We start from the raw sequence: 15,124 nt of genomic DNA, 5'->3' as shown, positions 1-15,124 counted from the left end.
GGCGCACCGCCATGGCCGCGATGGAGATCCAGCCCCATGCACATCCGCCCCTTCCAGCCCGCCGATACCGAGGCCGTGGTCAGCCTCTGGCAGGCCTGCGGGCTGACTCGCCCCTGGAACGATCCCTACCGCGACATCCAGCGCAAGCTCGCCGAACAACCCGAGTTGTTCCTGGTGGGCGAAGTGGCCGGCACCCTCATGGCCAGCGCCATGGTCGGCACCGATGGCCATCGCGGCTGGCTCTACTACCTGGCGGTGGCCCCGGAGCATCAGCGCCGCGGCCATGCCCGGCGACTGGTGGCTACCGCCGAACAACTGCTGACCGAACGCGGCTGCCCCAAGTTGCAGCTGATGGTACGGCGGGACAATGCGACGATCCTCGGCTTCTATGCGGCCCTGGGCTATGTCGAGGCGGAGGTCGTCACCCTGGGCAAGCGGTTGATCGCCGACGAGTAGAGGTGGATGAAGGGCGGCTCTCCGCCGCAAATACCTCATTGCCAGTGGAAGACACTTTGCGGTTTTCCACGCTAGGGGCTGACGGCGACCGTAGGGTGGGTAACGGCGCAGCCTTACCCACGCGGGACCTTCCTTCCCGGTGGAAACCGCCATGCAGTTCTCCGCGCTACGACCGCTTTTATAGGCTGGACCGAGACAGCTCTATGGTCGAAGCCCAACGCGAGCTTCGTTGGGCTTCGCTGCGCTCAGCGCCAACCTACTGCTGCTTTGTCGACCACCGCGCAGGTTGGATTGAGACGCCTTCATCGTCGAAGCCCAACATTACCCGACACCGCAGGTGCCCTAGCGCGGCAGCAAGCCCACCAACGGCCCCGGATGCTTGCGGACTTCGGCGTAGGGCACCAGGGTGCCGCCGGGTTCATCGCAGTTGCGGGCGGCGGGGAAGAAGGTCGGGCCGAGATAGAGGCCCCTGGGCGTCAGGTACCAGGGCGCGAATTGCCAGACATCGGCGCTGCGATAGTCGCAGCCGTCGCCGTCGGCGGGCGCCTGCATCAGTTGCGGATACAGGCGGGTGAACAGCCGGATCACCCAGGGCGCCAGGGTCTGTTGCCGATAGTCCGCCAGCGCCTGGGAATAGCGATCCTCCGGCTGCGGACGAATCGGCTGGCCGTGGCCCAACCAGAGGAAATCCTCCAGCGCCAGCTCCTCGCCGGTCTGCAGATCCAGGGTCAGGGGCGCGCTGCCAAAATCCGGGTGAGCCGCGCCGCTGCAGCTGTACTGGCTGAACAGATTGACGCTGAGCACCCGCTCGCTGAGCAGCTGCGGGGTCACCTGCAGGCTGTGCTCGCCGTCAGCGCCGATGCAGCTCAGATGGGCATCGACCTCCGCCCAGAGGCGTTCGCGCAGCACGGCATTGGCCGCCTCGCTGGCGCCCTCCACGGTGAACAGCCGCATGCCCGAGACCGGCTCGCGCCACCAGCGCAACCCACGACCCATGAAGGTCTGGCGCTCGCCCTGTTCCAGCCTGAGTCCCTGCAGGCGGCGATACTCGTAGGGATCGTCCTGGCGCAATTTCTGCCGATAGCGATCCGCTGCCGCGGACTGCCCCGGTTGCAGCGGCGCCAGGGCGAGCGGCAGGGTCTTGCCGGCACCGCTCCAGGTGCCGGTCCAGGAACCGTCCTTGCCGCGCGTCAGCGACCAGCTGGCTTTGGGACCGTCCTGCCAGGGCGCACCCTCCTCCAGCTTGAGCCGGTCTCCCGATTGCGCCGGACCGCTCAGGCGCAGGTCGCGGCGATAGCGGTCGTAGAAGTAGCGGCCATAGGCTTCGTCGTTGGCGGTGGAATCGACCTCCACCACCACCCGGGCCTGGCCCAGGGTGCCCTCCAAGAGCAGCTTTTCGGCATGGGCGACGCCGGTGGTCAACAGCAGGGCCAAGCCCAGTCCGGACAGGCAAGATTTCATCGGGGCTCCAGCAACCAGGGTGTCGGTGATGGGCCCCAGGGTAGAACAGCGGCGCCAGGCTGTCGCGCAGGCCGGCGGACGCCAGCCGTCTCGCCATGGGAGAATGGCGTTTTGTCGACCCCCGGACACCCATGGACTTCCCTGCCCTGCTCACCCGCCTGCACGCGATCCGCGATGCCAACGCCTGGCGCCGCTATCACAATCCCAAGAACCTGGTGATGGCCGCCAGCGTCGAGATGGCCGAGCTGGTGGAGATCTTCCAGTGGAAGAGCGATGCCGAAGCCCGCACCTTGAGCGCCGCCGAGCGCGAACACGCCGGCCAGGAAATCGCCGACGTGCTGCTCTATCTGCTGCAACTGGGCAGCGAGCTGGAGCTTGACGTGGAGCAGGCGGTGCTGGCCAAGCTGGCCGACAACGAGAGGCGCTTCCTGCCGTGAGCGATACCTTCTTCGACGACCGCGCCACCCGTTTCGCCGCCAACATCTATGGCGGCACCAAGGGCGCCATCCGCCTGGCGGTGCTGCAGGCGGATCTGGCCGAAGTGCTGCCGCAACGCCCGCTGCGGGTGCTGGACATCGGCGCCGGGCTCGGCCACATGAGTCTCTGGCTGGCGCAGCAGGGCCATGCCGTGACCCTGGCCGAGCCTTCGGCGCCCATGCTGGCCGGGGCCCAGGAGGCCTTCGCCGCCGCCGGACTCGACGCCGCCTGGCTGGCGCTGCCCTGGCAGGAGTTACCCGCCTTCGCCGAGCCCTTCGACCTGGTGCTGTGCCACGCCGTGCTGGAATGGCTGGAGACGCCCCCGGCGATCCTGCCGACGCTGCAGCGCTGCCTGGCCCCGGACGGCTGGCTGTCGCTGGCCTTCTACAATCGCGACGCCCTGATCTATCGCAACCTGCTCAAGGGGCATTTTCGCAAACTCCGGCAGGGTGACTACGCCGGCGCGGGCCAACGCGGCCTGACGCCGCAACGGCCCCTCGAGCCGCGCGAGGTCGAGGCCTGGCTGGCGGCGGACTGGCAGGTTCGGGCGCGCAGTGGCGTCCGGGTCTTTCACGACTACATGCCGCCGGAATTCCAGACCCGTGCCGACGGCGAGGAGCTGGTGGCCATGGAACTGGCCCACCGGCGGCACCCGGCTTTCGCGGGCCTGGGGCGCTATCTGCATTGGCTCTGCCAAGCTAAGGCAGGATGACCCCGGGCGCGGTATGCTCTGGCCAGCATTCCTTCGAGGAACCGGTCATGCGTCGCCCCCTGCTCTGCCTGTCGCTCGCGCTGCTCGCCCTGGCCGGTTGCCAGACGCCCAATCCCTATGTCGCCAGCAGCCTGCCCGAGGCGTCGCTCCCGGTGCTGCCGCAGCAGGATCCGGCGGCCTATCCGCAGGCACCGCGTGACTGGAGTCGCTATCGCACCTGGAGCTGGGCTCTGGGCGCCGCGGTGGTCAGCGGCGGCCTGGATGGCCAGACCGTGCAGCAGGCGGTGGCCGATGGCCTCGACCAGCGTGGCCTGCGACCGGCCATCGGCGGTGCCCGCGCCGATCTGCAGGTACGCGCCCGCCTGACCCAGCAGCAGCGCAGCGAGCAATACACCGACTACTACGACACCAGCTACGGCTACGGCGGCTACGGGCCCTATGGCTACGGCCCCGGCTATGGCGCCACGGTCGGCCAGGCGCGGACCCGCACCCGGACCTTCCTGGTCGACGTGCTGGAGGTGGAATTGCTCGATCCCGCCACCGGCCGCGTGCTCTGGCACTCGGCCGCCGAGCAGGCCAGCGGCGGCACCAGCGGCGAACGCGCGCGCACCCTGCGCGAGACCACCCGCCGCCTGCTGGCCAACTATCCGCCGAGTTGAAGGGATAAGTGGCCCTTAAGCCAGTCCAAGCAGACTAGCGCGCTCACCTCGGAGGATTGCCCATGAAACGTTGTCTCCTGCTGCTTGCGGTCCTCTTGCTGGCAGCCTGCGCCGAACGTGGCCCGCGCAATCTGGACTATGATGCCAGCCGCGACTTCGCCGCCTATCGCAGCTGGGGCTGGGCGGACCCGGCCGTCGAGTACCGCCCCAACGATCCACGGGTGCGCAGCGATCTCACCGAGCAGCGCCTGCGCGATTCGGTCAGCAGCGGCCTCGACCAGCGCGGACTGCGTCCCGCGATGGCCGGCACGCGCCCGGATCTGAAGATCAAGCTCTATGTGATCCTCGACCAGCGCCAGCAGAGCTACAGCTATGCCGATCCCTACTGGGGTCCGGGCTGGGGCGGTCCCTGGGGTTCCGCCTGGGGTCCCGGTCCCTGGGGACCGAGCTATGTGCGCACCCAGACCGTCACCTACCCGGTGATGACGGTCCAGCTCGACATGCTCGATGGCCGTGACGGCAAGCTGGTCTGGCGCGCCAGCGAAGAGCGCCTGCTGGACGACCAGAACGCCACGCCCAGCCAACGCAGCGCCGCCTTCAGCCGCCTGATCAACGAGCTGCTGGTCAGCTATCCACCGCGGCCTTGAACGGCCGACCGTCCGGCCAGCTCAGCGCTGCCCCTGGTCAGGCCGCGAGCAGACGGCTGGGTGAGAGTGGCAGATAATGGCCGCAGGCCAGCACCCCTCGCGCCGTCCTTGGCCACCTCGCGGGAATCCTGACCGTCGTCCAGCACCGTCTAGGTTCACCATGCCGTCCACGCCCATCGCCACCCGCCGCAGCCACAACCTGCTGCTGCGCCTTTTTCCGGTCATCTGCGCCTGCCGATCCTGCTCGGCCTCGGCTGCTACCTGCTGATCAGGACCGCCACCAGCCAGGACGCCGACGTCCAGCAACGCGCCCGCACCTATATCGAGCGCACCCTGGTGCAGGTGGAAAACGAGATCGGCCACAACATCATCAACTACGCCAAGTGGGGCGAGGCCTACAAGCACCTGCACCTGGCGGTCGATCTCTTCTGGGCCAACGACGAACGCAACGTCGGCGACATCCCCTACGAGCTCTATGGCTACAACGGGGTCTTCGTGCTGGATCCGCAGGATCGTACCGTCTACGCGGTGATCGATGGCCGGCCTACGCAGCGCGCGGCGGCACAATGGCTCGAAGGCGATCTGGCCGGCCTGCTGGCGGCCACCCGCCAGCGCCCTGGCGAGACCGAGAGCCTGGTACGGGTGCTGAGCGTGGGCGGCGTCCCGGCACTGGTCGCCGCGGCCACCATCACGCCCGGCGCGAGCTACAGCGTGGCCCCGGGTCCCGGCGCGCCCTCGGTGATGCTGTTCGTCAACGTGCTCGATACGGACACCCTGGCCCATCTCAGCGATACCTACGGTCTGCCGCGACTCGAGGCGTCGCGGGCGCCCCTGGTCGATCACGAAACGCTGCGCTTGCTGGATTCACCGCTGCTGCTCAATTGGCAACCGCCGCAACCCGGCGCCCAGCTCCTGCATCGCACCCTGCCGGTCTTCCTGGCCGGGGTGCTGCTGCTCGGGCTGGTGCTGGCCCTGCTGATCCGCCATGCGCTGAATTCGGCCCGCCAGCTCGACCAGCAATTCGATGCCCTGGTCGCCAGCCAGGCCGAGTTGAGCCGTAGCGAAAAGCGCTTTCGCGAACTCGCCGAGGCCGCCTCCGACTGGCTCTGGGAAAGCGACGCCGCAGGCCGTATCACCTATCTGTCCGAACGCTTCGCCCGCATCACCGGCCATGCGCCCGGCAGTTGGCTCGGCCGGCCGCTGGCGGAGCTGTTCAGCAGCAAGACCACCCGCCTGGCCGCCTGGCTCCAGGACAACGTTCACCAGCGCGACGAGCGTCAGGTGCTGCGCTGCCACTATCGCGACCGCCAGGGTCACGCCCGGGTCTGCGAGATCACCGCCCGGCCGCTGCCCGAGAGCGCCGGCTTTCGCGGTACCGCCAGCGACATCACCACCGCGGTCAATGCCCAGGCGGAAATCGAACACCTGTCGCAGCACGACAGCCTGACCGGCCTGGCCAATCGCCTGCAGTTGCAGCACTACCTGGCGCGCAAGCTGACGCAAGCCAGGACCCCGCTGACGTTGCTCAGCCTGGACCTGGATCGTTTCAAGCCGGTCAACGACAGCCTCGGCCACGCCGCCGGCGATCGGGTGCTGCAGGAAATCGCCCGGCGCCTGCAGGCCAGTCTGAGACCCGGCGGCCTGGTGGCACGCCTGGGCGGCGACGAATTCATCGTGGTGCTGCTCGGTCACCTGGACGTGGCGACCGTCGACCAGATCTGTGCGCGGCTGGTGAACGCCATCGGCCGACCCATCCTGCTGGAGGAGCAGTCGGTCAGCGTCGGCACCAGCATCGGCATCGCCCAGGCGCCGGACCAAGCCACCCAGGTTGAGGACTTGCTGCGTCTGGCGGATATCGCGCTCTACCAGGCCAAGGCCGCGGGTCGCAACGGCTGGTGCTTTCATGCCCCGGCGATGGACGCCCAGCTCAGCCAGCGGCGGGATCTGGAGCAGGAATTGCGCCAGGCGCTGGCGCTCGGCCAGTTGCGCTCGGGTTACCTGCCCCGCCGGAACGCCGCCGCGGGCCGGCTGAGCGCCATCGAGGTGCGGTTGCACTGGGCCCACCCGCGGCGCGGCCTGCTGTCGCCGGAGCTCTTCCTGCCCCTGGCCGAAGAAACCGGACTCAGCGTTCCCCTGGAATTCTGGTTGCTGGACAACGCCTGTCAGGCTGCCGCGACCTGGCCCGCGCCGCTGCGACTGGTCGTCGGTCTGTCCGCGCGTCCGTTCGCTGATGGCGAGGCCCTGGTGGCGGCGGTCGCCCGCGCCTTGCAGACGAGCGGCCTGGTAGCGGAACGCCTGGAGCTGCAGCTGCCCGAGGCGCTGTTGCAGGCAGGCAGCGCCCCGATGTTGATGCCGCTCAAGGCTCTGGGCGTGCGCCTGAGTCTGGCCGACTTCGGCCGAGGTTCAAGCGCCCTGGAGGCGCTGCGCCACCCCGTGCTGGATGCCATCAGCCTGGATAGCCGACTGGTGGCGCGCCTGGAAGATCAGCAGGTCGATGCCGCCATTGCCCAGGCTCTGATCGGCCTGGGACGAACCCTGGGCCTCAGGGTGACGGCGACGGGCGTGGAGACGCCCGGCCAATTGGCCTGGCTGCAGGCGCAGCACTGCGACGAAGTCCAGGGGCCCCTGTTCGGTCCCTCTTTGACTGACCGCGAGCTGGCAGCGCTGCTGGCAACCGATCTACAGGCAGGTTGACGACCTAGAGGCGCTCCAGCCACCCCAGATCGCCTCCTCGGGCCGGAACCGGATAGCAGCCATAGGGTGCATATCCGTGGGTACAGACCGGATCGGCGCGCAGAGTGAGTTCGCCCACCGGTTGCGCGCGCCAGCCCTCCAGCAGGGCGATAGCGGCCAGGGCCGAGAGCAGGGCGATGAACAGCGCGGAGCGAATTGTTCTTGTCAGGCGCATGGTGACCTCCGGCGGGACGATTGCCAGGATCGGCAGACAGCGTCCCCGCTCCTTGAGTATCGCCCCCGGGCGGTCATTGCGCCGCCCCGAACGGATCCCGATTGCGCAAAGCTGCACTGCGGCAGGTGCAACAGTGGGGATAGCGGTATTCGGCGGGGAACCCGGACAAGGCTGCGCCGTTGTCCAGGCTACGCGTGAAGCCCCGTCCCGCTCCGGACCGCCCCCTCTCCCCTTGGGAGAGGGTTGGGGTGAGGGAAAGCCGGACTCAATGGCCTCAGGCGATCTCCACCCGCTCGCCATTCAGCCGCACCGTCCAGGTGGGCAGGGCCTGCTCGGGATACTCCAGGCAGCCGCCGTCCGCCAGCCGGAAGTGCTGCTTGTACAGCGGCGAGGCGATCACCAGATCCGCGCCCAGCTGGCCGACGATGCCGCGGCCGATGACGTTGGCGCCGGACTTGGGATCGCGATTGCCCACGGCAAAGACCTTCTGCTCGGTCTCCGGCAGATAGAACAGCGCAACCTGCTCACCCTCGTGCAGGGCCACCACGCCGGACTGGGGCACCAGGTCGGCCAGGCTGCACAGGGGTTGCCAGCGGGTTTCCAGGGCACGCGCGGTAGTGGTCTGGGTCATGGTCAGGCCTCCTCGGTCAGGTTGATCAGCTGCAGTTCGCCATGGCGCGCCGGTCGACGCTGGCCGCGTTCCTTGACGAAGTGGATGTCCGGGTCGCTGCCGCGCTGGTTGACGAAGGTACGGAAGCGCTTGAGCTTGTCGGGATCGTTCAGGGCGTTGGCCCATTCGCATTCGTAGCGATCCACCACCAGCTGCATCTGGGCTTCCAGTTCGGCGCCCAGGCCCAGGCTGTCCTCGATGATCACCTGCTTGAGGTAGTCCAGCCCGCCCTCCAGCGACTCGCGCCACACCGAGGTGCGCTGCAGGCGGTCGGCGGTACGGATGTAGAACATCAGCAGCCGGTCGATGTAGCGGATCAGGGTTGCGTCATCCAGGTCGGTGGCGAACAGCTCGGCGTGGCGCGGGCGCATGCCGCCATTACCGCAGACATAGAGATTCCAGCCGTTCTCGGTGGCGATCACGCCGATGTCCTTGCTCTGCGCCTCGGCGCACTCGCGGGTGCAGCCGCTGACGGCGAACTTGAGCTTGTGGGGCGCGCGCAGGCCCTTGTAGCGGTGCTCGATGTCCAGCGCCATCTTGACGCTGTCCTGCACCCCGTAGCGGCACCAGGTACTGCCCACGCAACTCTTCACCGTGCGGGTGGACTTGCCGTAGGCATGACCGGTCTCGAAGCCGGCGGCGATCAGCTCGCCCCAGATGTCCGGCAGCTCGTGCAACTGGGCGCCAAAGAGGTCGATGCGCTGGCCGCCGGTGATCTTAGTGTAGAGATCGTATTTCTTCGCCACCTGGCCGATGGCGATCAGGCCTTCCGGGCTGATCTCGCCGCCCGGGATGCGCGGCACCACCGAATAGGTACCGTTCTTCTGCATGTTGGCCATGAAGGTGTCGTTGGTGTCCTGCAGCGGCACCAGGTGCGGATCGGTGATGGGGGCGTTCCAGCAGGAGGCCAGGACGTTGGCCACCGCCGGCTTGCAGATGTCGCAACCATGCTGGCCGCGGCCATGGCGCGCCAGGAGCTCGTCGAAACTCTGGATGCCTTCAACCCGCACCAGGTGATAGAGCTCCTGGCGGGTATGAGCGAAGTGCTCGCAGAGACTCTTGTCGACCTCGACGCCGCGGGCGATCAGCTCGTGCTCGAACACCTGCTTGACCAGCGCCGCGCAGCCGCCGCAACCGGTGGCGGCATTGGTGCAGCTTTTGATGCCGGCCAGATCGGTGCAGCCGGCGTCGATGGCGGCGCAGACCGCGCCCTTGGTGACGTTGTGGCAGGAGCAGAGGGTCGCGGTGGCCGGCAGGGCATCGGCGCCTAGGGTCGGGGCGCCCTCGCCCACCGGCATGATCAGGCTGGCCGGATCCTGGGGCAGCGGGATGCCGTTCTGGGCGTATTGCAGCAGGGTGTCGTAGTAGCTGTTGTCACCCACCAGCACGGCGCCGAGGACGTGCTTGCCGTCGGCGGACACCACCAGGCGCCGGTAGCTGGCGCTGGCTTCGTCGATGTAGCGATAGCTGCGCGCGCCGGGGGTGGCGCCGTGGGCATCGCCGATGGAGCCCACGTCCACGCCCAGCAGCTTGAGCTTGGTGGACATGTCGGCGCCGGTGAAGGGCGTGGCCTGGCCATGGCAGAGGGTGGCGGCCACTAGGCGCGCCATCTGGTAGCCCGGGGCGACCAGGCCGAAGATGCTGCCGTTCCAGGCGGCGCATTCGCCGATGGCATGGATGAAGGGATCGCTGGTCAGGCAGCCGTTGTCCACCGCCACCCCGCCGCGGGCGCCGAGTTCCAGGCCGCAGCTGCGGGCCAGGGCGTCCTGGGGCCGGATGCCGGCGGAAAACAGGATCAGGTCGGTCTCGAGGAAATCCTCGCCGGCGAAGTTCATGCGGTAGCGGTACTCGCTGCCGGCGGTGATGTTCTGGGTGGCCTTGGACAGATGCACGCCCACGCCCAGGTCCTCGATGCGCTGCCTGAGCGCGGCGCCACCGAGGTCATCCAGCTGCACTGGCATCAGCCGCGGGGCGAATTCCACCACATGGGCCTCCAGGCCCAGGGATTTCAGCGCATTGGCCGCTTCCAGGCCGAGCAGGCCGCCGCCCACCACCACGCCGCGGCGCGCCCTGGCGGCGGCCAGGCGGATGGTGTCCAGGTCGTCCAGGGTGCGATAGACCAGGCGCGAATCGCCTTCGGCGCCCTCGATGGGCGGCACGAAGGGATAGGAGCCGGTAGCCAGTACCAGGCGGTCGTAGCCAAAGGCACCCTCGGGCGTCAGCACCTCGCGCTGCTCGCGGTCGATGGCGGTCACCGCGCAGCCCAGGTGCAGCACCAGGCCGGGCACGGCATAGAGGCCGGCTTCGCTCATGGCCAGGGATTCGGCATCGCGACCGGCGAAGTACTCGGAGAGATGGACCCGGTCATAGGCGCGCTGGCGCTCTTCGCCGAAGACATGGATCTCGTAGTGGTCCAGGGCGCCGGCCGCCAGCAGCTGCTCGACGAGGTGATGGCCGACCATGCCGTTGCCGACGACGATCAGGCGTTCTTTGCGGGTCACGATGCTGTTCATGGAGGCTATCCCCCGGCCGAGGCCAATCAGGTTGATTCGCGGCAAATAAAAAGGCGCCTGAAACCTTGCGGTCTCAGGCGCCTTTGCCTGTTCTGGTAGGGAGGAGCCCTTGGCTCTGCTCCGTGCCCGTCGCCTGCGGTGGCTGTCGATCGCCGTTGATCGACCGGGCGACCCGAATGTGCGGGTCTGTCAGGGATTCTGCATCGGCTGTGCCAGTTCCGCCTGATTGCTCGAAGATCCGCCGCTGGCGCGGGCTGCGGCCGGCCGAGTGGTTTGCCGGCGCCGGTCCGAACGTCCGCCGAGCAGAACCACAACGGTGCAAGACCGGGCCCGCCTGCCCCGTCACGGCGCATCGCGACCGCCATCGCCGTGACCTCGGCCAGCGCCACCAGCACCCTGCCAGACCAGCAGGAATGCACTCCTCGCGCGCGCCGGGCCAAGCTGGCGCGGGCCTTGCTAAATCCCTGGTCTGGAGCGGTCAACGCCGATCGCTTCCTTTCACGACAAAGGCGCCGTGTTCGCCTCCCTCCGGGGAGCGCGACCGGCGCCTTTTCGCTTTCTGGTTTTCGAAGGATCCTTGCCATGGCCACTACCCACATCAAGAGCGTCTGCCCCTACTGCGGCGTCGGCTGCGGGATCGTCATGCAGGTGGACGACGGCCGGATCACCAAGGTCAGCGGCGATCGCGACCACCCCGCCAATCGCGGCCGGCTCTGCACCAAGGGCAGCACCAGCCACCAGGCGCTGGTGGACAGCGGGCGCATGGAGCAGGCCTATGTCCGCCACGACCGCTCCCACGAACCGGTGCAGACCGGGCTGGAGCAGGCCATCGCCGCCACCGCCGAACGCCTGCGCGCCATCCTCGAGCGCGACGGACCCGCCGCCATCGCCTTCTATGTGTCCGGGCAGCTGTCGCTGGAAGCCCAGTACCTGGCGAGCAAGCTGGCGCGGGGGTTCATCGGCACCAACCAGCTCGAATCCAATTCCCGCCTGTGCATGGCCAGTGCCGGCACTGGTTACAAGCTGTCCCTCGGCGCCGACGGTCCGCCCGGCTCCTATGACGACCTCGATCGCGCCGACCTCTTCCTGGTCAGCGGCGCCAACATGGCCGACTGTCATCCCATTCTCTTTCTGCGGCTGCTGGATCGGGTCAAGCGCGGCGCTAGGCTGATCGTGATAGATCCGCGGCGCACCGCCACCGCCGAGAAGGCCGATCTCTTCCTGCAACTGCGTCCGGGCACCGACCTGCTGCTGCTCAACGGCCTGCTGCATCTGCTGCACGCCGAGGGCCAGGTAGACGAAGCCTTTATCGCCGCCCATACCGAAGGTTGGGCGGCCATGCCCGAGTTTCTTGCCGACTACACCCCGGCACGGGTGGCCGCCGGGACCGGCCTGACCGAGGCGGACATCCGCACCGCCGCGCGCTGGATCGGCGAGGCCGGCGAATGGACCAGCCTCTGGACCATGGGCCTGAACCAGAGCACCCACGGCACCTGGAGCACCAACGCCCTGTGCAACCTGCACCTGGCCACCGGCAAGATCTGCCGCCCCGGCAGCGGTCCCTTTTCCCTGACCGGCCAGCCCAATGCCATGGGCGGGCGCGAGATGGGCTACATGGGGCCCGGCCTGCCCGGCCAGCGCAGCCTGCTGTCCGCCGCCGACCGCACCTTCGTCGAGCGCGCCTGGCGGATTCCGGAGGGCACCCTGCACACCCGCCTGGGCCAGGGTACCGTCGCCCTGTTCGAGGACCTGGCCGCCGGCACCGTCAAGGCCTGCTGGATCATCTGCACCAACCCGGTGGCCAGCGTGGCCAATCGCGAAACGGTCATCCGCGGGTTGCAGGCCGCCGAACTGGTGATCACCCAGGACGCCTTTCTCGACACCGAGACCAACAGCTACGCCGATATCCTCCTGCCCGCCGCGCTCTGGGCGGAGGCCGACGGGGTGATGATCAATTCCGAGCGCAACCTGACCCTGGCGCCCCAGGCCGTCACCCCGCCCGGCGCGGCCCGCGCCGACTGGCGGATCATCGCCGACGTGGCCTGCGCCCTGGGCTATGGCGAACACTTCAGCTACGCCTCGGCCGCCGAGGTGTTCGACGAGATCCGGCAATTCCACAATCCCCAGACCGGCTACGACATCCGCGGCGCCAGCTATGCCCGGCTGCGCGAGACACCGCTGCAATGGCCCTGCCCTGGCGCAGAGAGCGATACGCGCCAGCCGATCCGCTATCGCAACGACGGCCGCAGCCAGACCCTGCGCCTGGACGAAAGCGGCGAACCGACCGCGCTCAACTTCGCCACCCCCAGCGGCAAGGCGCAATTCTTCGCCCGCCCGCACCTGGACCCGGCCGAGCTGCCCGATGCCGACTACCCCTTCGTGCTCAACACCGGGCGTCTGCAGCACCAGTGGCATACCCTGACCAAGACCGGCAAGATCGCCGCCTTGAACCGCCTCAATCCGGCGCCCTTCGTGGAGGTGCATCCCCAGGATGCCAAGGCCCTGGTCCTGGCGCAGGGCGACCGCCTGGAGATCACCTCACGCCGCGGCCGCGCGGTGCTGCCGGTGACCATCAGCGACCGGGTCCAGCCCGGCAACTGCTTCGCGCCCTTTCACTGGGCCGACGTCCAGGGCAGCGACCTGGCCATCAACGCCGTCACCAGCGACGCCGTCGATCCGCTCTCGTTGCAACCGGAACTCAAGGTCTGCGCGGTGCGCCTGACCCGGGTCGCCACCATTCCCCATCGCCAGCTGCCGGCCGACGAGCCTGTCACGGAGAGCGCCCGGCTGCCTGCCCTGGCGCGGCTGGCCGAGCTCACCGGGGTCGCGACTGCGGTACGGCCCCAGCTCAGCGCGGCCGAACGCACCTATCTGGCCGGCTTCATGGACGGTCTGCGCGACGGCGCGACCCAGGGCGTGCCCTGCCTGCCGGCCCAGGCGCCGCTGGCCGCCGACACCCGCCTCTGGCTCGACGGCCTGCTCGCCGGGTTGTTCAGCCGCCTGCCGGAAAGCCAACCCGCCGGCCTGGCCATGGCCCCCACCGCGCCGGCCGATCTGGTGGTGCTCTGGGCCTCCCAGACCGGTAACGCCGAAGCCCTGGCCGAGCGCTGCGTCGCCCGCCTGTGCCAGGCCGGTCTCAGCGTAGAACTGCACGACATGGCCGCCTATGCCGTGGAACGCCTGAGCGGTGCCCGCCGCGTCCTGCTGGTGAGCAGCACCTTTGGCGATGGCGAAGCGCCGGACAATGGCCAGGCCTTCTGGCAGGGCCTCAATCGCCTCGACGCCTCCCTGGCCGACCTGGACTACGCCGTGCTGGCCCTGGGCGATTCCACCTACGAGCAATTCTGCGGCCATGGCCAGCGCCTCGACGCCCGTCTGGCCGAGCTTGGCGCCCGGCGCCTCTGCCCGCGCCTGGACTGCGACGCCGATGGCCTCGACGGCGCCGACGCCTGGCTGACCGCCCTGCAGGCGCAACTGGCGCCCCAGGCCGAGCACGTGCCCATCGTCAGTTCAGCCACGACCAGCCGCCCGACGGCGGTGCCCGCGCGGCTGGTCATCAACCAGAGACTCAACAGTGCCGGGTCCAACAAGGAGGTGCGGCTATTCGGGTTCGAATCCGATCAGCCCCTGGCCTACCAGGCCGGCGACGCCCTGAGCGTGAAGGCGCGCAACTGCCCGGAGCTGGTCGAGGAGGTCCTCGCCCTCGCCGGGCTGGACGGCGAACAGCCGGTCGCCGTGGCCAAGGTCGGCGAGCTGTCGCTGCGCCAGGCGCTGAGCGAACACTACGAGATCGCCCGCCCCAACCCCGAGACCCTGGCGCTGATCGCCGAGCGCAGCGGCAGTGCCGAGTGCCGCGCCCTGCTGGGCGACCGCGACGAACTCAAGCGCTGGCTCTGGGGCCGGCAACTGGCCGATGTGCTGGCCCGCTTTCCCGCCCGCCACGACGCCCGCGAACTGCTCGGCAGCCTCAAGCGCCTGCAGCCGCGCCTCTACTCCATCGCCTCCAGCCCCCTGGCCCATGCCGGCCAGGTGCACCTCACCGTCTCGGCGGTGCGCTACGGTAAGCGCAAGGGCGTGGCCTCCAGCTTTCTCGCCGACCGCCTGGGCGAGGCCGCCACCGAGGTGCATATCCAGCCTTCGCGCCATTTCCGCCTGCCGGACCAGGAAGACGTCCCGCTGATCATGATCGGCCCCGGCACCGGCATCGCGCCCTTCCGCGGCTTTCTCCATGAGCGTCGCGCCCGGGGTGACGGGGGCCGCAACTGGCTGTTCTTTGGCGAGCAGCACGCCGCCCATGACTTCTACTACCGCGACGAACTGGAAGCCTTCCAGCGCGATGGCCTGCTGAACGAACTGAGCCTGGCCTTTTCCCGCGATCAGGCCGAGAAGATCTATGTGCAGGATCGGCTGCGCGAACGCGGTGCCGACGTCTGGCGCTGGCTGCAGGACGGCGCCCGCGTCTATGTCTGCGGCGACGCCAGCCGCATGGCCAAGGACGTCGACCAGGCCCTGCGCCAGGTGGTGGCGACCCATGGCCACCTCAGCGACGAGGCCGCCGCTGACTATGTGCGCGGGATGAGCGAGCAGAAGCGCTATCTGAAGGACGTCTACTAGCGCCGCC

The 15,124-nt window shown here is 68.8% G+C and carries 11 protein-coding genes; 7 read left to right on the top strand and 4 right to left on the bottom strand.

What is annotated here, in order from left to right; all coding sequences use genetic code 11:
• The first annotated feature begins 36 nt into the window (after positions 1-36).
• Positions 37-456: a GNAT family acetyltransferase gene (locus tag GSQ95_RS09705; protein WP_158892180.1), complete on the top strand. Its 420-nt coding sequence runs from the start codon at positions 37-39 to the stop codon at positions 454-456.
• A 342-nt stretch (positions 457-798) separates the two neighbouring features.
• Here GSQ95_RS09705 and GSQ95_RS09700 read toward each other — a convergent pair whose 3' ends face one another.
• Positions 799-1,917: a hypothetical protein gene (locus GSQ95_RS09700; protein WP_158892178.1), complete on the bottom strand. Its 1,119-nt coding sequence runs from the start codon at positions 1,915-1,917 to the stop codon at positions 799-801.
• A gap of 131 nt (positions 1,918-2,048) precedes the next feature.
• Here GSQ95_RS09700 and GSQ95_RS09695 point away from each other — a divergent pair, with 131 nt between their 5' ends.
• The 5 genes from GSQ95_RS09695 to GSQ95_RS09675 all read left to right on the top strand — a co-directional run bounded on the left by GSQ95_RS09695 (position 2,049) and on the right by GSQ95_RS09675 (position 7,106).
• A complete protein-coding gene (locus GSQ95_RS09695; RefSeq protein WP_158892176.1) occupies positions 2,049-2,354 on the top strand; it encodes a nucleotide pyrophosphohydrolase in 306 nt (101 codons plus the stop codon).
• Complete coding sequence (locus GSQ95_RS09690; protein WP_158892174.1) at positions 2,351-3,106, top strand: methyltransferase domain-containing protein; 756 nt, start codon at positions 2,351-2,353, stop codon at positions 3,104-3,106. The genes GSQ95_RS09695 and GSQ95_RS09690 overlap by 4 nt, the downstream gene beginning before the upstream one ends.
• Before the next feature lie 47 nt (positions 3,107-3,153).
• A complete protein-coding gene (locus GSQ95_RS09685) occupies positions 3,154-3,765 on the top strand; it encodes a DUF4136 domain-containing protein (protein ID WP_158892172.1) in 612 nt (203 codons plus the stop codon).
• A gap of 62 nt (positions 3,766-3,827) precedes the next feature.
• Positions 3,828-4,412 (top strand): DUF4136 domain-containing protein, encoded by a 585-nt coding sequence (locus GSQ95_RS09680; RefSeq protein ID WP_158892170.1) that lies wholly within the window; start codon positions 3,828-3,830, stop codon positions 4,410-4,412.
• A gap of 336 nt (positions 4,413-4,748) precedes the next feature.
• The gene (locus GSQ95_RS09675) at positions 4,749-7,106 is read left to right on the top strand and encodes an EAL domain-containing protein (RefSeq protein ID WP_256664534.1); all 2,358 of its coding nucleotides are present in this window, start codon (positions 4,749-4,751) and stop codon (positions 7,104-7,106) included.
• Positions 7,107-7,110: 4 nt separating this feature from the next.
• On the opposite strand, the gene GSQ95_RS09670 is transcribed toward GSQ95_RS09675, so the two are convergent.
• The 3 genes from GSQ95_RS09670 to nirB all read right to left on the bottom strand — a co-directional run bounded on the left by GSQ95_RS09670 (position 7,111) and on the right by nirB (position 10,503).
• Positions 7,111-7,320 (bottom strand): hypothetical protein, encoded by a 210-nt coding sequence (locus GSQ95_RS09670; protein ID WP_133859878.1) that lies wholly within the window; start codon positions 7,318-7,320, stop codon positions 7,111-7,113.
• 274 nt (positions 7,321-7,594) lie between these two features.
• A complete protein-coding gene (gene nirD / locus GSQ95_RS09665) occupies positions 7,595-7,951 on the bottom strand; it encodes a nitrite reductase small subunit NirD (RefSeq protein ID WP_158892168.1) in 357 nt (118 codons plus the stop codon).
• A 2-nt stretch (positions 7,952-7,953) separates the two neighbouring features.
• On the bottom strand, positions 7,954-10,503 hold the full coding sequence (nirB, locus tag GSQ95_RS09660; RefSeq protein WP_158892166.1) for a nitrite reductase large subunit NirB: 2,550 nt from the start codon (positions 10,501-10,503) through the stop codon (positions 7,954-7,956).
• Between the two features lie 582 nt (positions 10,504-11,085).
• Here nirB and GSQ95_RS09655 point away from each other — a divergent pair.
• On the top strand, positions 11,086-15,117 hold the full coding sequence (locus GSQ95_RS09655; protein ID WP_158892164.1) for a bifunctional nitrate reductase/sulfite reductase flavoprotein subunit alpha: 4,032 nt from the start codon (positions 11,086-11,088) through the stop codon (positions 15,115-15,117).
• Positions 15,118-15,124 lie beyond the last annotated feature (7 nt).

The organism is Pseudomonas sp. BAV 4579 (assembly GCF_009765395.1).
In the GTDB taxonomy this organism is placed as follows: domain Bacteria; phylum Pseudomonadota; class Gammaproteobacteria; order Pseudomonadales; family Pseudomonadaceae; genus Chryseomonas; species Chryseomonas aestiva.
The sequence above is the reverse complement of the archived record's forward strand: the minus strand, read 5'-3'. Positions and strand labels throughout refer to the sequence as shown.